The organism is Nonomuraea sp. NPDC050643 (assembly GCF_040654715.1).
Lineage (GTDB): Bacteria > Actinomycetota > Actinomycetes > Streptosporangiales > Streptosporangiaceae > Nonomuraea.
The window spans coordinates 67,994-88,097 of the sequence record NZ_JBFAIM010000046.1 but is presented as its reverse complement, the minus strand read 5'-3'; the positions used below and the strand labels follow the sequence as shown (position 1 = coordinate 88,097).

Sequence of the window (20,104 nt, the reverse complement as noted above, 5' to 3'; positions counted from 1 at the left end):
TGGCACATGCGAAACCGGTCGGAGACAGGACGGTGCTCATCATGATGACCACAGGACAGCCGGATCGCGAGGCGGTTCCGTTCTGGTTCGATCCGCTGTGCCCGTGGGCATGGATCACCTCCCGCTGGCTTCTGGAGGTTGAGCAGATCCGGCCGGTGCGTGCCGATTGGCGGATCATGTCGCTGGCCTACCTGAACCTCGTTCAGCGCGAAGGCAAGGGACTCAGCAAGGACTATGGGGACCTGATGACGAAGGCATGGGGTCCGGTGCGGGTCTGCGCGGCAGCCGCTGAGTACGGAGGTCGCGGCGTCCTTGGGCCGCTGTACACCGCTATCGGCACCCGGCTGCACAACCAAAGACGTCGCGACGATCCCACGGTGATTAGCGAAGCCCTTTCAGAGGCGGGCCTACCCGAGTCGCTGGCTGAAGCCGCTGCCAGCACGCAGTTCGATCAGCTCATCAGGGACTCACACCATGAGGCGTTCAACGAGGTCGGACTCGATGTCGGGACACCCGTTCTCCGGATCGCCAGCACGTTCCTGTTCGGCCCCGTGGTCACACCGACCCCTCGTGGTGAGGCTGCGGGTCGACTCTGGGACGGCCTCGTCATGGTCGCCAGCACCGACGGCTTCTTCGAGCTGAAACGGAGCCGGGACCGGACGGTCAAACCATCCTTCGAGTGAGTGACCCCCACAGCTAGGCTGCGCCCGTCGAAGCCCTCGTGTTCGGCTCGACAAGGTGCCGAACGCCGACGGCGAAGCCTCGACCGGCGTGGCTACCGCCCGGAGACGTTCGACAGGCTGCTCAGCTGGTCCGGGCCGATACGCTGACCGCTCGCGCCATACGGTGACCGACAAGGCGCTCAGCCACGGCAAGCGGGTACCAGGCGGCACCTTTCACCTCGGACTCTTGGATGCGCCCTGCGTCCGCATCCGTCACGAAGGAATAGCCGATGTCGAGGTGGTAGTGATCCGGTTCGTCTTTCTCCGGTCGGGCCGGGACCCTGCCGTACTCGACGTAGACAGGGGTCTGCGATTCGGACGAGGGGAAAACCTGGCCAGGATCGACACCGGTCTCCTCCGTCAACTCGCGCACTGCCGCGTCGATCAACGTGGTATCGGTCGGTTCGAGGTGGCCACCGGGCTGCAACACGATCCCGTACGAGAGGTGCTCAACCAGCAGAATCTTGTCGCCACGGACCAGTAGCGCGCCGACAGTCACATGCATCTGGAAATTCCGCCGGGAGGAGAAGTCCCCACCTTGCGACAGCAGCTGCACCGGCTCAGATAGCAGCGAGGCCTCGTCCGGGTAACGCCCGAGGTAGGCAGACAGCGCGCTTGAAATGTCCGCGTCACTGATCGCCACGGGGCACCCCCAAGCCAGCACGAGAGCAGAGTTCGCAGTGACCGATTGCTCGGATGTGAGCAACGAGCATTGGCACAGTCAGCTCCTTGGGGCACGTCGTGTACGAGGGCGTTCGCATTGCCGAGCGGCGAAGATCCGTCCAGGCGATCGCCGCACCAGCGCTGGCTGCAGCTCGGTGCGGCGCAGAAGGAGCGCCGTCACCTCGATCAGGACGTCTTCCCTCCTGCGCTGGTCGCTGTGACCACCCCTCTGTGGAGTGGCTGCGCTCGACCATCCGAACCTGCAGCGTGACACAACCGTCACAGGCTCCGCTCGGCAACACCGAAAACTCATCAGCCACCCGGGACAACCCGGAGCACTGTTCGGTACTCGGACGCGGCAGTGTTCAGGAACCTAGGAGACTATGGCACGCGATGTTGCGCACCCGAAACTCCTGCTTGTGAGCGGGGAACATCTCGTCGCACTGCATCTCCAACAGCGATGGCATCGTGCCGCGTCCGGGCGGCGTCGGGTGCTCGTGGTGGGGGTGGCTCGCAGCACGCTTCGGCCGAGGCTCCGGTCGGGAAGGGCGATGGTTGGCAGCAGGGGCGGCCAGCGCAGGTCGCTGCGGGAGCTCGTGGAGCGCATGCGGCTCATCGACGTGCGTTCGGTTCCTGGCCGCGTTGACACCTTTGGCACCGCCGCTGACCTCGTCTGCTTCTGCGATTTTCCGGTGCGAGGATCTGGTGTCGTCGGATGGGACGTTGGACCCGCGCTGCATAAGGCCAGAGGCAGGGACATGGTCGGCGGGCACGCCTGCCAGAGTGTCCACGGTATGAGGTGAAGAGTCCGGCCGGCTACCGAACACTCCAGCACTGCCGAGAGCTATCGCGGCAGCTATGGCCGCGGCGGCTCCGCCCACCGTCAGCAGAGTTCGGGTGCGGGCTCGTCCACGCGGTCGTTCAACCTGTACGGGCATCCTCGGCTCCCCGATATTCCTGATCGTTACGGTGCGTAGCGTAACCGCGACCTTTCGGATGCGCTGCTTGTTGGATCTTGCGTGGACGAGTCATGGGAGTGATATTCCATGCGGTCTACCGGATGACCCCGACGTCGCGTTGGGGCCGCATCCTGGGTCGGCAGAAAGTACGCGTCAGGCGGTCCCCTCTTGCGGGTGAGGCCCTGTTTCGGTGGGACTTTCAGCCCACCTGAAGCGGTTCGGGGCGGTCGGCGGTGGTAGCGATCAAATGGGTGTGGAGGAACGCGCTGATGGCTTCGTAGGCGGTCAGCTCGTTGGCGCGGTTGGTGAAGCCGTGGCCCTCGTCGGGATAGATGTCGTAGCGGATCTGGACGCCGCGTTCGCGCAGCCGGGCGACGATCTGGTCGGATTCGGCCTGGGGAACGCGTGGGTCATGGGCTCCCTGAAGAACGAACAGGGGAGCGGTGATGTTGTCGGCGTGGGTGACGGGGCTGCGCTGCAGGAGGTGTTCGGCGCGGGTGTCGGGGTCACCGAGGACGGTGGCGACGAAGGTTTTCCAGGTGGGAGGGGAGGCCTTCGCCAGCGTGAGCAGGTTGCTCGGACCGCACATGGAGACGCCCGCGGCCCAGGGGTAGGGGAGGCGGGCCAGGCAGGACAGAGCGGCGAAGCCGCCGTAGGAGGATCCCATGACGGCCAGGCGGTTCTGGTCGGTCCAGTCGAGGGTGTGAAGGTATTGGACGGCGTGGTCCAGGTCGTCGAGGTCGATGCCGCCCCAGTCGCAGTAGATGAGCTTTTGGTGGGCGGTGCCGTAGCCGGTGGAGCCGGCGAAGTTGGGGGCCAGGATGGCGATGCCCTGGTGGAGGAGATGCTGGTAGAGGCCGGAGCGGGCGTAGATGGGGCGTTCCTGGGATTCCGGGCCGCCGTGGATGAACAGCAGGACCGGGTGCGGGCCGGGGCCGTCCGGGCGGTAGAGCAGGGCGTGGACGTCGCGTCCGTCGCGGGCCGGGTAGGTGATCAGCTCGGGGGCGACGGGGTCGATGACGTGCAGGGCCGGGGGGCGGGTGTCGGTGAGGTAGCGGAACTCGTGGCGGGCCAGGTCCACGACCGCTATTTCCGCCGGCCTCGCTGCAGAGTTGATCAGGATGACGGCGAAGGAGGCGTCGGGGGCCAGGGACAGCGCGGAGATGACGCCGGGCAGGATGTCGGGCAGCGGGATGGGGCTGTCATCGCGGTCGGCGTGCAGGCGGGAGCTGCCGCCTTCGTTGACGGACCAGATGCGGACTCCGGCGGCGGCGTCGAGGACCTCGACGTCCCAGTTCGGGCGCGCGATGGGCTGCAGGGAACGGGCTGCGAGGTTGTAGAAGGCGGCGGCTGTGAACTCGCTCCAGTGGTCGGTGAGCAGGTGGAAGCCGCTGGAGTCTGGCGCCCAGACTCCGGGTTCGAAGACACCCTCGCCCAGGGCGGACGTTAGGCAGACCGGATTGGCGTCCGGGTCGCTCAGGTCGGTGAGGTAGACGGCTATGTCGGTGTTGGAGCGGAACCCGGTCGCCAGCAGCCAGCGGCCGTCGGGGGAGAGGCTGACGGCCTCGAAGGCGACCCCTTCAGGGGGCGTGAAGCGGCGAAGTTCGCCGGTCTCCAGGTCGTGGACGATGAGGTCCTGGGCAGCGGGGTCGCGGTCGTTGGCGGTGTAGGCCAGGAAGCGGCCGGTCGGGTCGAACGGCGAGGTGGCCAGGACACGCTGACAGTCCGGACCGGAGCTGACCTCGGTCAGGCCGCTGCCATCCAAGGCGACGAGGTAGAGGCGGAACTGCTCGTCTCCGTTCTCGTCGGCGGTGAAGACCAGCCGCTTGCCGCAGGGTGTCCAGGCGATCTGGCGGACAGTGCGATCGTCGAAGCCCGCCACGCGGCGCGGCTCGCCACCGGCGACGGGAACCACCCACAGGTCGTAGTGCCCGGAGACGTGGCTGGAATAGGCGACTAGCTGGCCGTCCGGGGACAACGCGAGGGTGGGCTGGAATCGTTGCTGGGGAACAAAGTCCAGGTATTCGGGCATGGCAAGACCTTTCGGGTTCAGTCGATCCAGCTGCGGCGTACTGCTGCGGCTCCGGCGGCGAAGCGGGTTTCCACGCCGAGTTCATCGCGGATGGCGGTCCAGTGTCTGCGCATGGTGTTGACGCTGATGTCCATCCGCCGGGCGATCGCCTCGTCGGATAGTCCCTGGTTGAGCAGCTTGAGCACCTGCAACTGCCCGGGCGTGAGCGGGGCGGCGGCCTTCGCGCTGCCGAACGGGATGGCCTTCTCCCAGAGCAGCTCGAAGTACTCCCGTAGCGCTCCGACGATGACGGGGGAGCGTACAAGCAGCGCCCCTCCCATGCCTGTCGGTGTCAGGGGAACAAGCGCGACTGTCTCGTCTGCGAGCTTCATCTTCATCCCGATGCGAGGCAGTAGCCGCGCCTGTTCCCCGGCTTCGACCGCAGCCTCGATCGTCTTGGCGCCGATCGGATGCTCTGCGCAGCGGGTCTCATAGATCGCCCGGCATTGCACCTGGCCCTCGAAGACCGGTAGCGGTACGTACCCGGTGGAGTCCTCGACGGGCGCCTCCAGGACGTAGTTGTCCAGCGTGAGCCAGTCGTGCCGCGCGGCGTTGATCAGTGCGTAGGACAGGGAACTGATTTCGTCTCGGTCGGTGACGATGTGCACAAGCCGGTCCATGGCCGAGTTTGAGGATGCCGCGGTCGGCGTCTGGTGGAACTCGCTCAGTCGCTTGTGTCCTGCCAGCAGCCGCTCCTGATCACTGACGAGACGGCGTGAGAGATCCGTCAGGACGCCCTGCAACGCGAGTTCTGGGGGAGCGGGCACAAGGCGTGGCGGCATCGCGGGGCCGTCCGGCCGGCGATGCGCCATCCCGCGAGCCGTAAGCTCCGTGACGTGCTCCTTGCTTCCCAGCAGGGACGCGGCGTCGTCCTCTGGGCAGCCGCCCTCCGTGAGCAGTATGGAGTACGACACGAAAATCTCATCCGGGACGACGCCTTCCAATAGGCGCTGCGCTTTGACCTGATCCTGTCCGTCCACCGCCACCTCCGATCAGAGAGTAATGGTGCCGAGGCTCTCCGTGACGGTCCTTCTTGCCGTGTCGGGTGATGGGTGGTTCCGCGCGATGGTGACTTCTCACCATCGCGTGCTCTGCGCCGGAGAGCCCGCTGTCATGGGGGTTCTCGCCGCCCTGGACGCCGTCGCCTCGGTCAGTAGGTGGCGTGGAGGGTTTCACCACCCCTGTCGAAGGGCCGCGCACGGTCTGATCAGTGCGAAGGCTCATGAGCGGCAGGGAGGCACTATGCGGCGGCAGCTCGTAGGAGATGTGGTGAAGAAGCTGGGCGCAGTGGTTGCGGCGTCGGTGGTGTGGGCCGCGAATTCACCAGCCAGTGCGGTCAATGCGAGGCCTTACTGTCCTGCCGTGGGTCAGGTACCACAGCAGGTGTACGACATCAAGAAGGTGTGTGCGTTGGTGTATGGCGACCTGGTGGAAGGTCGAATGCCGGCCCTTTCGGATCTCCTGAAGTATCTGGCGCGGTCGCAGCGCAATCCGGCATATACCACGCTTACTTCTGAACCGCAGAAGGTGTCGAAGCCACGCGATGTGATTTCGACGATAAAGCAGCCTAAAGCCGACCCAGCCCAAGTTCGCAGGCGGGATCCCGAACCGCGACCGCCTGTTCAGAGCAGCGGAGAAACTGGCCGGGCTCGGGTTTTGAACCGAGATCGTCAGACAAGGGGCCACCGTCAGCAACACCCACACAAGGACGGTAGGCAGCCATCGTCCAAGACGGTCCCCCCATCACCAGCTCCATCGGAAACGCCCTTGGCATCGACCTCGACACCGTTTCCTGTGCCCACAGCGGGTTCCTCTGCGCCCGCTCTGGTCGATGCGGTGAGACCGCGGTCGCAGTCTCGGTCTGAGGCGATGGGTCCGCTGAGTGGCGCGCTGGCATTCGGGCTCATGCTCATGGTCCTGACCACTGCGCTTATCGGTCGGCTCCGGCCCTGGTCGGCGCAGGCGGGCGCGAGCTCGTTTGCTGCGGGTCTGTTTGGCGGTGCTGCTTGTCCACGCGGTATCGATGGTCGCAACGGTGAGGAAATCGAAGCATCCTCGGCGGTTGTCCTGTCATTCGCTGAGGTGCAGGCGCCTACGGTCACCTGCGGGATGGCGGAGTCGGTTGCCAAGCGCGACCGCGGTGAGCATATGGCGGCGACTCCGTCCCAGCCTGACCAGCCCGGCTTTCGCTCGGCGGTTTCAGAGGCGGAAACGGAGGCTGAGGTGCCCCTCGTATCAAGCGTTTTGGCCAGGCTGGGATCGGGTTTCGTAGCGGCGGCGGGTAAGGCGAAGGTCGAGGTGCTGGGGGTGCCGCGGCTGTCGTATGGCGGGGCCGAGGTCTGTTTCGGTCGTGCCGAGGCCCGGGAGTTGTTGGCGCTGCTTGCGGTGTCGCGGGACGGAGTTTCGGCGGAGGGGATTGCCGAGACGCTGTGGCCGGGGGAGGTTGGCGGGCGCCGGTTGGATTCGGCCGTGCGGGAGATCAACCGGGCGATGCGGCAGGCGGTGGGTTGTGCGTCTGGCATACGGTTCGTGCTGAAGTCCGGGGAGCGGCGACTGCTGCCGGCGGCAGCGTTCGATGCGGACTTCTGGCGGTTCGAGGACGCGTGCAAGCTGGCCTCGATCGCGGTCGAGGACGCTGTGCGGGTGGCGGCGTTGCATGAGGTGCTGGCCCTGTACCGGGGGCCGCTGCTGGCTGGGCGCGATGATCTGTGGGTGCTCCCGTTGCGGCAGGCCGCTCAGCGGCAGGCGGCGGATGCCGCTGAGCGGATGGCCGAGCTGGTGCGGGCCGATGATCCAGGGCGGGCGGTGGACGTGCTGCGGTTGGCGGTCGAGTGCATCGATCCGTACAGCGAGACGTTGTGGTGTCTGCTGATGTCGGTTCAAGGCGAACTAGGGCGCCTGCCTGCGGTACGGCGCTCGTTCGAGCTGCTGCGGGAGCGGCTGGCGGAGATTGACGCGGTGCCGAGTCCGCAGGCGCGGCAGGTGTATGAGCGATTCGTGCGTTAGCCCGTCGATCCTGCTGGCGAGAAGCGGGCGTCGGGGAGCTCCTGCTCTGACAGGGGACTTATCCAACTGTTCGGTGTAGCGCCTGCTGGTCGCGCGGGGTGTAGGTGGCCAGCATGGCGGGGGTGAGCAGGTGGGAAGGTTGGGTGCCGTAGATGCGGGCCAGGAGGCGCAGGGTGTAGAGGGAGGGGCGCCGGCCTGTCTCGGGCCAGTTTTCATGCTCGTAGAGGCGGGATTCGCGCAGTCCCGCGCCGGTGGTGTCAGAGAGGTGGTGGAAGGCGGTGACTACCTGGGCGGCGGTGAGTCCGGCGGCGTGGCGGTAGAGGCGTAGCGGTGTGGCGGGGTGGTCGAGGGCGAGGATGACGGCGATCTGGTCGATGCTGAAGCCGTGCTGGCGCAGGTATCGGCTGCGACGGCGGCAGTCGAGCAGTGTCTGGTATCCGGTTCCGGACATGCGTTGACATCCCCTTTCCTATGGCGCGCGGACCGCCATGGGTGCGTGTGGTGCGGGGACGGTAGGCGGGCTCTGGGGAGGGGCTCCAGTCTCCATGTGGGGTGATCGTCCGGGCGGTCATGGGGACCGTTGGTGGGTGGTTCGCGGCATGGCCACAGGTCGGGGGCGGGGTGGGCATGGGGTTGCGGTTGGGGGTGTGATTGGGGCGGCGAGGTGGGCGATGGTGCTGGCCGCTCCCGGACGGGCCGGGGCGGGACCGGAAAGGGACGGCCAGCATGGACAACCGCACGCAGTACACACTTTCGAGCGAGTCGAGTCGCCTGCTCGCACCGCGTACGCACGGGCAGCCGCGTGGGGAGGAGTTCCCGGATCTGGCGCCGGGACTGGTGATGTCGACCTTCGGCTCTCGGCCGGTGTGGGGTGGGATGGCCTGGCGGCAGGCGTTTCCGGGGCGGGCGGATCAGTCGGCTCCGGCGCGTCGTCTGGTGGGCCAGTTGCTGGCGGACACCGGCCGGAGGCAGGACGCGGAGTGGGTGACGGCCGAGCTGGTCGCCAACGCGCTGTACCACTCATGTTCGGGTCATTCGTGTTCGGGACGGGCGCAGGGGTTCTTCGTGGTGGAGGTGCTGCGCGGGGCGGGCGTGGCCCGGATCGTGGTGTATGACCTGGGCGGGGGTTCGGTTCCGGACTTCTCTCAGAGGCCGGGTTCGCTGCTGGGGCTGGCCGAGCACGGGCGAGGGCTGGCCGGGGTGGCTGAGCTGGCGGTCCGATTTGGGGCTGCGGGTGATGCGAGTACCGGGCATGCGGTGTGGGTCGAGCTGGCCCTGTCCGGGGAGCCGGTTCCGGCGCCCGCACCAGCGGCGCCCGCACCGGCAGTGGCCGCATCGTCCACTGCGGCCACTGCTGGTGCGGGAGAGCCAGAACCGGGCGGTTCGCGCGAGCCGATGCCGGTGGGCTCCGGTGGGGTCGCCGAGGAAGCGGGACGTGTCGTCGCCGGTAGCGGCTTGTCGCCAGTGGGCTGTGAGGGGGTCTGCGGTGAAGAGCCGGGTGGCCTGGTGGGTGGTCTTCCGGTTTCAGTGGATAGACCGGGCTCCGGCAGGGGGGAGGCGGTTGTTGGCCTGGACCCTTCCGTGTGCGTGCGGGAGAGGTGGTGAGGCAGAGGGCGGGCCAGGCGTCCGCGTTCGGTCAGGAGCCGTGGGCACGGCAGGCAGTGGCCGGGCTGCGCCGGGACTGGCCGGATTGGGCCTTCCTGGTAGTGGGGTATCGGTGGCTCGCGATGCGGGGCAAGCAGGTGGTGATCAGCGCGGCTGGGCCGCAGGAACTCCGTCAGGCCCTGCCCTCCATCCCTCCAGAGCCGAATGTGACCGGGCCGAACGTGACCGGGCCGTCATCGAGGTCCGGAATGGCTGTGCTGGGTCTGGTCGAGGGCGGTGTGTCAGAGCTCGGCCCGGTGCTGCCGAGGTTGGCCGAGCTGTTGGTGGCGGGGCCTGGTGTGGGCTGGGCGGGGGTGAGCGGGTCGCCGTCATCGGGCTCGGCGTGGACGACTGACACCGGTAGTGGTGGGGTGTGTGGGGGTGCCGGTACGGGGTTGAGCGGCACTGTGGCGGCGGTTGCGCCGCTGCCGGGGGCGTTGACCGCTGAACGGTCGGGGACGGGCACGTGGGCGGTTGCTGCCGCTGACGGGGCGCGGGTGGGGTGGTGGCCGTACGGGTGGTCGTGGTGGTCGTGGGGTAGGCGGCGGGACCGCTCCCGGCTGGAAACGCGGGCCGGGGAAGGCGACAGACGGGCGGGCCGCGACCGGCTTCCTGCTGGCGGGGCCAGGCCGCGTCATCGGCGGGTCCGCTCCAAGCCTGCCGCAGCGGTGGTGGCCGCTGCCGTTGCCGCCTGAGCGGTGATGGGCGTCGGGTGTGACGGGCGGGGGTGCGGGCTTGACACCTGGGGTGCAGGTGGGCGTTGATACCCCTCCGCCCGTCCGGCGGGGAGGGGGTGCTGGGCGGGCGGACCTGGGTGGGCTCGCCTCGCGTCGGAGGCGAGGCGAACCACCCCCGGGGCTGGGGAGGTGGCTGCGTCAACCTCGGGTCCCGCGTGGGCTATCGGGGTATGGGCGGCGGCGGCGGAGGCGTGTCGGATGGGGGTAGATCTCCGTACCGGAAATAGGGGTGGCGTTCCCTCCCGCGATTAAGGCCGCTACCCCGCACAGGTGTTGTTTTCGCAGGTCTTCCCGGTTTCGGACAGTGCGGTGGGCGGCCCGACTCGTCTAAGGACGAGTCCTTTGAATATGTGTGAGCGTGTGTTCTCGTGGCCTGACGGCGCTACCCGTTGGTTTGTCTCCCTCTTTTACCTCTTCCCTCTCCTGTTCCCTCTGCTGCTGGCCAGCAGCATCCGGCCGGCCCGTGGCCTGGCGCGTGGCCGGCTCCCGCGCTGACCTCGGCCTGAGCGGCGAGCAGTGTCTTCGTCTGGGGTGGTCGCGTGATGGCTGATGTGCGGTGGGGCGGCCCGGCCGGGGCCCGTGCGGCGTCCGGGGAGGCGTCCCGCGTGGCGCCGGGAAGCCTCCCGGAAAACTTTACCTTAATAGCCGCTAGAAAAGTCCCGCGCGCTATAGGTGGCGGCGTTATCGAGATAAAATAAGAATGTTAGCGGGAAAAAGGCGAAAGGTGAAAGAAAATGGCGCATGGTGGGGGCGAATTCGACGGCGAGTTCATGGCGGTTGCGGCGGCTGACATCCGGTCGACGGATGTGGTGCTGAACCCGGCCCGGTACGTGGCGGGCACGGCGGATCTACCCGGCGGCGTGATCGACGTCTTCCGTCCGGCTGACCCGTCGCGGGCGTGTGAGGGATGTGATGCGGGGCCGGGGGAACCGTGCGGATGGGATTGTCTGGGGTTGGCGGCGTTGGATGACGCCACGGGGTACGGGTTCGCTGACGCGGGCTGACCGGCCCGGGGGGAACACGCGGCCCCGGTACCGCCGTAGGGGCGGTGCCGGGGCCGTTCCCTTCCCCGTTGGCCCGGTCAGGCGGGGATGGGCGTGCCGGGCATGTCAGCGCTGTCCGTGCTGACCATGCTGTCCGTGGTGGATGCGGGTGGGTGGATGGCGAGGTGGGTGGCGATCATTGCGGCGATGTCGGCGGGCGGGGTGTCGGCCGGGGCGACGGGGTCCGGGCCGGGATTGCCGGGGGCGGCGGAGTGGGTGCACAGGTAGGCCCACTCGATCGTGAGCGTGGACGCGGGGACATGATCGGATGTGGTGGGCAGGGGGATGGTCAGCTCGATGAGGTGGCCATCAGGTGAGCGGTAAAGCTGATCGAACAGATGAGCGCGCCGTACGCCCTGAAACCTGCGGTTCAGTCCGTGTTCGGCGAGGGCGCGGGTGTAGGGCAGCGTCAGGGGCATGCACGCGGCGATGTCGGCGCGGTCGAGGTAGACGTCGCCGAGGGTGTCGGTCAGGTGGGCGGCGATCACGTCGAAGTCGGGCTGTGCCCTCGGCGTGCATGCCTGGCAGGCGTGGGCGTCTTCGCCGGGGTCGCAAAAGCCTCCCAGGGTGAACAGCTCCTCGTAGGTGCAGATTTCGAGGAGCCTGCCGTCGTCGCCGCGTTCGGGGCGGACGATGACGGGTTGAACGTCGCGGTCGTCCCACATGATCGCCCATCCGGGGCCGTGGTCGATGAGCGCGCGGGCGTGCCGGGGGCTGACGATACGGCGGGCGGTGGTGGTGTTGGCGTGTGTCATGCGGTGCCTTTCGATTTCCCCGGCGTGTTATTCCGGTGCCGTGACCGGCGGTGTTTACCGCCTCATTCCATGGACGCTCGATCCAGCCATGTTGTCAACCGCGATGCGCATTAACCCCGCAGTTTCTTTCGCGCGGTATTCGGGCATTCGGGCATCGTTTTCCGTCGTCCGGTGAAATAGGTGAAGAGCTGGACGCGCGTCTCATGTCAAGCCGATCCCATGGGCTTCTCGCGAGATGTTTCCGCAGATCAGTGGTTGGTTTGTTAGGTCAGCCTCTCCAGCCGTTGGGGTGACATAGAAAATGGCCCGGTCGACTTGCCGTCCGCGTTGCTTGCGAGGGATGGTCGTGACGCAAACGAAAAGCACCGGCCCGGACGGGGCCGATGATGCCACCGGAAAGGGCGTCACGAAATGGCTATTCAAACCCCGGAAATGACCGTCACCGAAACCGTTCCCGCTGACGCGGAAACCGCCGTCATCATTCCCGCCGCCGCCGCGCCTGTGACGGCCCCTGACGGCCCCGACGCCGCTACTCCGGACACCGGCCCCGCCACGGACGAGGACGGGCGTGTGACGGCGGTGTGGGCCGCGCTGACCGCCGAGCCGGGCGCGTCGGCCACGGTGATCGGGGCGGCGGCCGGGCTGAACCGGATGGTGGCGGGCAAGATCCTCAACCAGTTCGAGACCGAGGGGTGCGCCCGCCGTGAGCCGGGAGTGAATGACGGTCAGACGCGGGGCCGCGCCGCTGACCGGTGGTTCCCCATCACCATCGACACCCCCGTGCCGACCGGTACCGCCGACGCCCCGGCCCCGGCCCCGGCCCCGGCTCCGGCTCCGGCTCCGACGGATGTCGCGCCCGCCGCGATCACCGCACCGGACACGGAAACCCCGGACACGGAGGCGGTACCCGCCTCGGACGAGGAGGCGCTCCTGTCACCCATCGTTTCGGCCGACCCCGCCATGGCGGAGGAGCCGACCGACGAGGCGGACCTGGCTGAGGAGCCGGGCGGCCAGCCGGAGGGTCTGAGTGTCGACGACACGGCCGGTCAGGGCTCAGAAGACCAGCCGGGCGGCGAACACGACTCGCTTCCCGACACCGACATGTCCGAGCCGGTGTCTGAGCCGGTGGACGATGATTCGGCATGGGCGCAGGCGCGAGCGGACCTGACGGAACTGATCGAACTGTTCGGCGGGGTGATCTCGGCAAAGGGCGAGGGGAACGCCGTGATGGCGTTGGGGTACCTGGAAATGGCCATAACGAAGGTCGCCTCGGCGCACCGCAACGCCCGGGCGGTGCTGACCGGCACCACCGCCGCCCCGGCCCGCCCGGCGGCGGCCCGGCCGGGCGCCGCAAGCGGCGCGGGTACGGGAGACGGGGTCCGGCCGAGCGCGTTGCGAGACATGGTGCACGCGCACCTGATCGAGTTCCCGGACAAGGACTTCACCCCGTATGAGATCGGGCGGGCGCTGGACCGTTCGTCCGGCGCGGTGGCCAACGCGTTGGACCGGCTGGTCAACCTCGGTGATGCGGTGCTGTCCTGTGAGCGGCCCCGCCGCTTCGCCCTCGCCCCCACCGCCACCCCCGCCACCCCCGCCACGGTTCCGGCTGTCCCCGCCGACGCTGACGCCGAGAACACCGTGAGGGCCGACACCCACCGCGACTGATCGGGGTGCGGGCGGGCCGCCCCAACCGGCCCGCCCCACCCGCCGCCTCGGCCCCGCGCCGGGCTGCGACACCCCCTGTCACCCACTGATCACCGGCGTACCGGCCCCCGACACGGCGGGACCGGACCCCACCACACCCCATCGCTTCTGTTTCGCATGCCCACACATCACCACCACGCATCAGCACCGCACATCAGAAAGGGAACTGTCATGGCTCACGAGATCGAGGTCTTCGCCAACGGTTCGGCCGGGTTCGCCGCCGCCGGTAAGCCGGGCTGGCACGGGCTCGGCTACACCGCGCCCGGCCCGATGACCGCCGAGGACCTGCTGTCCAACGCCCAACTCGCCGGGTGGAACGTGCGCAAGGTGCCGGTCGGCCAGGTCACCGACCCCGACACCGGCCTGCCGGTCGTCACGCATGAGGACTTCCTGGTGGTGCGCACCAACCCGGTCACCGGAGCGCCCGAACGGCTCGGCCGGGTCGGCAGGGACTATCAGGTCCTGCAGAACGAGGACGTCACCGGGTTCCTGCAGACGCTGGTGGACGAATCGGGGGCGATCTTCGACACGGGCGGGTCGCTGAACGGCGGACGCCGGGTGTTCGTCACGATGCGGCTGCCCGAGCCGCTCATGGTCGGCGGGTTCGACCAGGTCGACCTGTATCTGGCGGCGTTTTCCCGGCATGACGGGTGGGGGTCGTTCGTCACCGTCGCCACCCCGGTCCGGGTGGTGTGCGCGAACACCGAACGGGCCGCGCTCGCTAACCACGCCTCGAAGTTCACCGTCCGGCATACCGGCAACGTGGCCGGGCGCATCGCCGAGGCGCGGGAGGCGCTGAAACTGACCTGGAAGCACGGGCAAGCGTTCGCCGCCGAGGCCGAGAAACTCCTCGCCATGCCGATGGAGGTGAAGGAGTTCCGGCAGTTCGCCAACCGGCTCCACCCCCTCCCGGCCGACGCCAAGGAACTCGCGAAGCGCAATCACGACCTGACCATGCGGGAGCTGGAGTACCTGTTCGCGCAGGCCCCGACGCAGGAGCCGATCCGCAACACGCGCTGGGCCGCCTACAACGCGGTGACCGAGCGGCTGGATCACAAGAGCCCGGTGTTCGGCAGCCGCGACGTGGCGACGGTGCGGGCGGAGCGGGCCCTGCTGGACGACCACGACAACGCCAAGCTCAAGGCCCGCGCGTTCCGGCTCCTGGCCACCGCCTAACCCACAGCGCCCACAGCGCCGGTGTCCGGTACCGCCCCCGCACGGGGGCCGTACCGGACACCACACCGGCCAACCCCCGACCGGTCACACCGGCCGCCCGCCCCGGATCCCCGGGGTTCGCGGCGGGCCGGGCCGGGGCCCCACCCAAAGCCTCAACCAGGGCCGATACCCACCCGCGTACGTCATCCACCGCTACCACGAAGGAGATCGTCATGGGCCGACTCGAAGACCAGGCCGTCCGTCACGCCAACACCGCCCGCTGGGAACTCAGCGAGGCCCTCAACCGCATCGCCTGCCTCGATGAGGAGGGCACGTTGCACGACAAGGACCTGGCCCGTATCGCCTACGCCTACCAGCGGATGTCGTGGTGGCAGCAGGTCACCGACCTCACCCACGGCCGCGAAGACACCGTTGACGGCGCGACCGCGCTGCTGGCCGTGCGGCAACGGGCTCAGGAGTTGCTGCTCAACGCCCGCCCGGTGTCCAACGGCGGCCTGTTCGCCCTGGCGATGGCCGAGTGCCGCCGGGGCGGCGCACGGGCGTTCCTGGACGCGACCGAGAAGCTCGCCGAGGCGCTGGCCCTGCCTTCCGATCACGACACCCGCCCGGCCGACACCGGCAGCCCCGCGACCGCGACCGAGCGGACCTCGGCCTCGGAACATCGCCCGTGACGGCGTGTGCGGGGGCGCGTCCCACCGTCCGCCCCCTTGCCCGCCTCACCGGTCTGCGCCCTGCTCGGCTCGAGCGGGGCGATGTGCCGAGCCGTCAGCCGGGCGGCCACCCCATGACCCTCACCCTCAACGGTCCGCTGTCACCCAACGAAAGGACAACACCCGATGGATCACCGCTACCCGCCCGGCCCTCTGCCCGGTGAACCGAGCAGCACCCCTCCCGCCCGGGACGGCACCGCATCCCAGGATGAGACGGCGCGGCGCTCGTGTGAGCAGCTGACCTCCGAGAAAATCACCGCCGTCCGCCACGCCTTCTACACGGCAGCGGCAAAGGCGATCTTCGCCTTGCAGAACGGGCAACGGCTGCGCGGTGAGCAGGTGTTCGCCGCCGCCCACGCTCAGGCATGGCGCGCCTGGTGGGATCTGGTCGATGAGGAGATCACCGGTAAGAAGCTGACCTCCGATCACGCGGTGCGGCGGGTGCGTTCCTGGGCCCGCCACTACCTCACCGGGGAGCCTCCGGTGGCCCGGCCGGGCACCTTGTTCGATCACGCTCTGGCCCACGCCGCGCGCATGGCCGCCCGCGACTTCCTTCACGACAGCGGCCACCTGCTCACCCAGCACCTCATCCAGCAGAGCGCCCATCCGATCGCGACCACGCCCGTGGACCACGACCACCCCCGACCGGACAGCCCCACCCCGCCCGCCTCGACGGTGGCGGGGCCATGACCGGCCACCCGACCCCGCCAGCGCATCCCGGCGCTGGCGACACCCCCGAAGGGACACCCATGTCATGAACACCTCCCCGCAGCATCCAGCCCCCGCCGCACCCTCAGGAAAGGTTCCGGCCGCCCTGGAGACGGTCATCGAGCAGGCCCGCAGCGCCCGCCAGCAGCACCTCGACGACATCGTCCGGCGTCTTGGCCGGGGTGAGCGGCTGAGCGCCGAGCAGATCTACACCACCCTGCGCGCGCAGACCCTGTGCACATGGTGGCGGCTGCTGGCCCGGCACATCGAGTACGCCGAGGGCGGAGGCGTGCGTCCGGCTGAGGCCGTATCCAGGTTCGTCTCCTGGATCACCCCGTACCTCGATGACCCCACCCCACCAGACCCCAACGTGACCACACGTGCACCCGGACGCAACGGCGAACTCGACTTCGCCCTGGCCCACCTCGACCACAGCCTCGCCCTCATCCGGCAAGGCGCCGCCCGCATCTTCCTCGCCCAAGCCGAGATACTCGCGCCGGCCTGCTCCGCGCAGCAGTCTCCGAGTGCCTCGACCGGCCAGGAGACCACGGCATGACCCACCCCCACCACAACGGCACCAGCACGAGCACCGGCGAGCCCGCGCCCACCGCGCCGCAGCCACCGGCCGCCCGCAGGTCCGGATCGGACCGGGATAGCACGCGGGTGGAGGTCTTCCAGATGCTCGGCTGGCGCTGGGACATCACCGAGGCCAAGAAGCTCACTCAGGGCCGGGCCCCGGATGGGCGGATCCAAACCCGGTGGTGGGCGGGCATGATTCAGCTGGTCGCCATCGACGCCGAGCACGCGGCCCAGGTGGATCTGTCCGAGCCGTTGATCATGGCCACGGTCCCGAACGGCGGCATGCTGATCATCGACGGCTGGCACCGCCTGTGCAGGGCCCTTTCCCTCGGGGTTGAGGAGCTGTTCGCCGTGGTTCTCACGGAAGAGGAGGAGCTCGCCTGCCGGATCTTCGACCGCGAAGAGGACGACGAGGAAGAGACAGAGGGAGAGGCGACGGACGAGGACATGTTCGGTAGCGCCTGATCCGGTGGCATAGGGGGTGCGCCCCGTCCAGCACAGGAAAAGTGCGCTGGCCGGGGCACACCTCCTCCACCACCGGGTCTCATGACGTTAGCGGCTCAGCGCTCCCCTATACACATAGGTGCCCGCCTTGATCTGCGCGATGATCTCCTTCACGTCTTTTACCGGGCCCAACGGCGGGCTGGTGTCGGGGGTCGGTCGGTACGGGCTGAGGTGGGGGGCGGGCTTGTTCGCCTCGGGCCTGGACTTGATCCTTTTGACGAGAGGTCCGCCGCCGTCGGGGGCACCTGCTGGGCGGGGGTAGAGAGTGTGGCCGATAAGCCGGAGCACGGACTCGACGGGGAGCAGGTAGTCGATGAGGCTGGTCTCGTCGTCGTCGGACAGGGTGGGGTCCTGGGGCCGGTTGCGGTTGCGCAGATCGACCTGCCTGGCCTTGGCGAGGTGGTCGTAGAGGCGCCCTTCGAGCCATCCGGCTTCGCTGCTGTTGAGCGTTTCGTCGTCGTTGGATTCGTAGCGGATGAGCAGCGCCCGGTACCAGTGGTCGCGGTCCTTGAGCTGCTGGAGGACGCGGTTGCGGAGGCCGGGGTTGGTGGCTTTGCCGACGTAGGCTCCCCACCGCCCGTGGGTGTCGGGGCGGTCGAGCAGGAGGTAGGCGCCGGGGACGTTCCAGCCTTTTTCGAGGCGGTTGGCGTGGTCGCGGTCGAGCAGGAGCATGCCGGCGACCTTGTGCTTGGCTCGGATCTTGATCGGGTTGTTGAGGTCGTAGGAGAGGCTGACCACGAGCTGGGACGGGGCAAACCGCATCGCGCACACGAGGTGCCTCCTTCACCTGCGAACCCATGGAGATGTTCCCGGACAGTATCGGACACATTCCTCTGCGTGACTGCGAGTTGCAGGAAGAAACGAGCAGCTCACCCGCCGGATAGGTACCGCGCCGGTGCTGGATGACGCTCTGGCGGGTGCGGTGACAGCCATGGTTGGGTCCGTCAGCCCGCGCGATCCGCCGTGGCTGTGGCCCCGGGATGCGGTGGCGGCTGTCCACGGCCCGTGAGGGCTGTATGGCGGCCGTAAGGTGTCCCGGGGGTCGGTGCTAACGGCGCTAGCGGCGTTGCAGCGGGGTGTGGCCTGCGGTTAGCGGGGGTCGGGTTGGCTGGTGACGGCGTGGGCGGTGGGGCGGGTGAACTCGATCAAGTCCCGCCGTTGATAGCTGTCGATTTTGACGACGCTGCGCCGGTTGGGTGCGTGGATCATCTGGCCGTTTCCGATGACGAGGCCGACGTGTCCGGGGCCGTCTGCATCCATGTGGAAAAAGGCCAGATCCCCGGGCAGTTCCTGACCGGCTGGGATGGGTGGGCCGTGGCGCCATTGGTCGGCGGCGACGCGGGGGATGCTGATTCCGGCGGCTTGGTAGGCGCGCATGGTCAGCCCGGAGCAGTCGAAGGCGGTAGGTCCCTCGGCGCCCCAAAGGTACGGTTTGCCCAGTTGGGCGTGCGCGTATGCGAGTACGGCGGCGATGTGCTCGCCGGGGATGAGCGGGACGCAGGTCTCGGTGAGGGCGTCAACGGTGCGTTGGGCGAGGGGCTCCCACGGTGCGTAGGCGTCGGGGCGGCCGGAGCGCTGGACGGCTTGGGCGGCCCGGGTGAGCGGGAGCTGCTCCCAGCGGGGCACCTTGACAAGGCGATCGTAGAAGATGCTGATGGCGTATCGAGGGTCGAGGACCTTTTCCGGGGTTCCCCAGCCTTGCGAGGGGCGCTGCTGAAACAGGCCCAGCGAATCGAGGTGGCCGTAGTGCAAGTTGCGTAGCTGGGACTCCTGCAGAGCGGTGGCGACCGTGATGACGGCTGCCCGCGCGGGCAGGCCGCGCTCTATGGCGATCTGGATAATGAGGGTGGCGTGGGTCTGCTGCTCGATGTCCAAGGTCAGCGTAGAGGCCACGCCGGTCGATGCACCGGCCGCGATCGGCTCGCTCGCTGTGCTGCTCGTTGTCGCGGGTGTGATCGCGCAGCCCAGGCCGCCGGGTGTCCCGGAGCCGGTGAGGATGCTGGTCGCGGCTGCGATGAACGCGCAGATGATGAGCAGCAGGAGGGCGGCGCCGGCCGCGGCGGTCTTCACCTGCTCTTGTTGTCTTCCTGGAAGATGCTGTCGAGGAATTCGTCGTAGTTGTCGTCGGCGGCGGTGTGCTGTTGGGAGTTTCGGCCGAGGGCGAGATGGGGCCAGCCGTTGTCGAGGTCGGCCAGCCGCATGCGTGCCTGTCCCGCCCCGGAGGGGATGGGCAGCCAGACGGGTCCGGCGGGGCCGTCGCCGTGGGTGGTGTGGACGGCGGTGGCGATCGGGAGGTCGCTGCCGGTGAGGAGTTTGCGCAGGTTGGTTTCGCGGGTGGGGTTGGGCAGCCAGAACAGGAGCGGGGTGGTGTGGTTGGTGGCGTCGGCGAGGTTGCGGTAGTCGTGGAGCTTGTCGGCGACGCGTTTGAGGGTTTCGGTGCCGGTGTCGTGTTCGAGGAAGAAGTCGATCTGGCGGCCGTTCTCGTGCCAGCAGCCGTAGGCGTCCGGGCGGGCCAGGTCGCTCCATTTGGTGGCGCATTGCCTTTCTGACCACCAGGCTTTCAAGGTGGCTTGCGGGGTGTGGCGGGCATGGCTGTGCAGGTGTGAGAAGAAGTCGTTGACGCCGATCTGGTGGGCCAGGCGTGAGGAGACGGCGACGGGGATGTCGGGGTTGTAGCCGAGTTCTTTGAGGGTGATGCCTTGGCGGGCGGCCAGGGCGGCGGCTCCGGCTTTGCCGAGGGCCCAGTGGATGGGGGCCGAGCCCGCGCCGTATCCGGCCCAGGGCCGGAAGCGGGTGACGGCGTTGAGCTCGAACAGGATGGTCATGCGGGCGCGGGTCGCCTGCGCGATGGTGAAGAACATGCGCTGCAGTTGGTGGGTGGTCAGGACGCGGTGGCGGTGCAGGTGCTCGAGGATCTGGTAGTCGCGCTCGGTCAGCCGCGCGGCAAGCATCATCAACGCGGTGTGATCGAGCCGGGGCTGGGCTGCCGGGATGGGCTGGATGGTGAACCGGGGCAGCTTGCGAGCCGCCGCTGTCCGGGTGGCGGGCTGCTTGGCCGGCTGGCAGGTGCACGAGCAACCGCAGGGCTTGTCGGACATGGTGAACCTCCGTGACGTGGTCGGA

The 20,104-nt window shown here is 68.5% G+C and carries 17 protein-coding genes; 9 read left to right on the top strand and 8 right to left on the bottom strand.

Going from position 1 to position 20,104, the window contains the following annotated elements; translation table 11 throughout:
- The first annotated feature begins 41 nt into the window (after positions 1–41).
- Complete coding sequence (locus tag AB0I15_RS43380) at positions 42–683, top strand: disulfide bond formation protein DsbA (RefSeq protein WP_358109912.1); 642 nt, start codon at positions 42–44, stop codon at positions 681–683.
- Positions 684–804: 121 nt separating this feature from the next.
- Here the strand turns inward: AB0I15_RS43380 and AB0I15_RS43375 are convergent, their stop codons facing one another.
- From AB0I15_RS43375 to AB0I15_RS43365, 3 genes are all read right to left on the bottom strand, one after another.
- A complete protein-coding gene (locus tag AB0I15_RS43375; protein ID WP_358109840.1) occupies positions 805–1,365 on the bottom strand; it encodes an NUDIX domain-containing protein in 561 nt (186 codons plus the stop codon).
- Positions 1,366–2,543: 1,178 nt separating this feature from the next.
- Complete coding sequence (locus AB0I15_RS43370) at positions 2,544–4,376, bottom strand: S9 family peptidase (protein WP_358109837.1); 1,833 nt, start codon at positions 4,374–4,376, stop codon at positions 2,544–2,546.
- Between the two features lie 17 nt (positions 4,377–4,393).
- Positions 4,394–5,395, bottom strand: coding sequence for a LuxR C-terminal-related transcriptional regulator (locus AB0I15_RS43365; protein ID WP_358109834.1), 1,002 nt, complete (start codon positions 5,393–5,395; stop codon positions 4,394–4,396).
- A 925-nt stretch (positions 5,396–6,320) separates the two neighbouring features.
- On the opposite strand from AB0I15_RS43365, the gene AB0I15_RS43360 reads away from it, so the two are divergent.
- Entirely contained in the window at positions 6,321–7,421 is a 1,101-nt protein-coding gene (locus AB0I15_RS43360; RefSeq protein ID WP_358109831.1) for a BTAD domain-containing putative transcriptional regulator, read from the top strand.
- A 58-nt stretch (positions 7,422–7,479) separates the two neighbouring features.
- Here the strand turns inward: AB0I15_RS43360 and AB0I15_RS43355 are convergent, their stop codons facing one another.
- Entirely contained in the window at positions 7,480–7,872 is a 393-nt protein-coding gene (locus AB0I15_RS43355) for a hypothetical protein (RefSeq protein ID WP_358109828.1), read from the bottom strand.
- A 275-nt stretch (positions 7,873–8,147) separates the two neighbouring features.
- Here AB0I15_RS43355 and AB0I15_RS43350 point away from each other — a divergent pair, with 275 nt between their 5' ends.
- The gene (locus AB0I15_RS43350; protein ID WP_358109826.1) at positions 8,148–9,026 is read left to right on the top strand and encodes a hypothetical protein; all 879 of its coding nucleotides are present in this window, start codon (positions 8,148–8,150) and stop codon (positions 9,024–9,026) included.
- 1,857 nt (positions 9,027–10,883) lie between these two features.
- On the opposite strand, the gene AB0I15_RS43345 is transcribed toward AB0I15_RS43350, so the two are convergent.
- On the bottom strand, positions 10,884–11,600 hold the full coding sequence (locus AB0I15_RS43345) for a hypothetical protein (protein WP_358109823.1): 717 nt from the start codon (positions 11,598–11,600) through the stop codon (positions 10,884–10,886).
- 432 nt (positions 11,601–12,032) lie between these two features.
- Between AB0I15_RS43345 and AB0I15_RS43340 the strand changes: the two genes are divergently transcribed.
- The 6 genes from AB0I15_RS43340 to AB0I15_RS43315 all read left to right on the top strand — a co-directional run bounded on the left by AB0I15_RS43340 (position 12,033) and on the right by AB0I15_RS43315 (position 16,942).
- Complete coding sequence (locus AB0I15_RS43340; protein ID WP_358109820.1) at positions 12,033–13,265, top strand: hypothetical protein; 1,233 nt, start codon at positions 12,033–12,035, stop codon at positions 13,263–13,265.
- A gap of 210 nt (positions 13,266–13,475) precedes the next feature.
- Positions 13,476–14,480 (top strand): DUF932 domain-containing protein, encoded by a 1,005-nt coding sequence (locus AB0I15_RS43335; protein ID WP_358109817.1) that lies wholly within the window; start codon positions 13,476–13,478, stop codon positions 14,478–14,480.
- A gap of 212 nt (positions 14,481–14,692) precedes the next feature.
- Positions 14,693–15,151 carry a hypothetical protein gene (locus tag AB0I15_RS43330; RefSeq protein ID WP_358109814.1) on the top strand — a complete coding sequence of 153 codons (459 nt, stop codon included), beginning with the start codon at positions 14,693–14,695 and terminating at the stop codon, positions 15,149–15,151.
- Between the two features lie 165 nt (positions 15,152–15,316).
- A complete protein-coding gene (locus tag AB0I15_RS43325) occupies positions 15,317–15,880 on the top strand; it encodes a hypothetical protein (RefSeq protein WP_358109811.1) in 564 nt (187 codons plus the stop codon).
- Positions 15,881–15,944: 64 nt separating this feature from the next.
- Complete coding sequence (locus AB0I15_RS43320; RefSeq protein WP_358109808.1) at positions 15,945–16,454, top strand: hypothetical protein; 510 nt, start codon at positions 15,945–15,947, stop codon at positions 16,452–16,454.
- On the top strand, positions 16,451–16,942 hold the full coding sequence (locus AB0I15_RS43315) for a hypothetical protein (RefSeq protein WP_358109805.1): 492 nt from the start codon (positions 16,451–16,453) through the stop codon (positions 16,940–16,942). The genes AB0I15_RS43320 and AB0I15_RS43315 overlap by 4 nt, the downstream gene beginning before the upstream one ends.
- A gap of 87 nt (positions 16,943–17,029) precedes the next feature.
- On the opposite strand, the gene AB0I15_RS43310 is transcribed toward AB0I15_RS43315, so the two are convergent.
- The 3 genes from AB0I15_RS43310 to AB0I15_RS43300 all read right to left on the bottom strand — a co-directional run bounded on the left by AB0I15_RS43310 (position 17,030) and on the right by AB0I15_RS43300 (position 20,079).
- Positions 17,030–17,743: a hypothetical protein gene (locus AB0I15_RS43310; protein WP_358109802.1), complete on the bottom strand. Its 714-nt coding sequence runs from the start codon at positions 17,741–17,743 to the stop codon at positions 17,030–17,032.
- Between the two features lie 327 nt (positions 17,744–18,070).
- A complete protein-coding gene (locus AB0I15_RS43305; protein WP_358109799.1) occupies positions 18,071–19,051 on the bottom strand; it encodes a C40 family peptidase in 981 nt (326 codons plus the stop codon).
- Positions 19,048–20,079 (bottom strand): replication-relaxation family protein, encoded by a 1,032-nt coding sequence (locus tag AB0I15_RS43300; RefSeq protein ID WP_358109796.1) that lies wholly within the window; start codon positions 20,077–20,079, stop codon positions 19,048–19,050. Before AB0I15_RS43300 ends, AB0I15_RS43305 begins: the two co-directional genes overlap by 4 nt.
- Positions 20,080–20,104 lie beyond the last annotated feature (25 nt).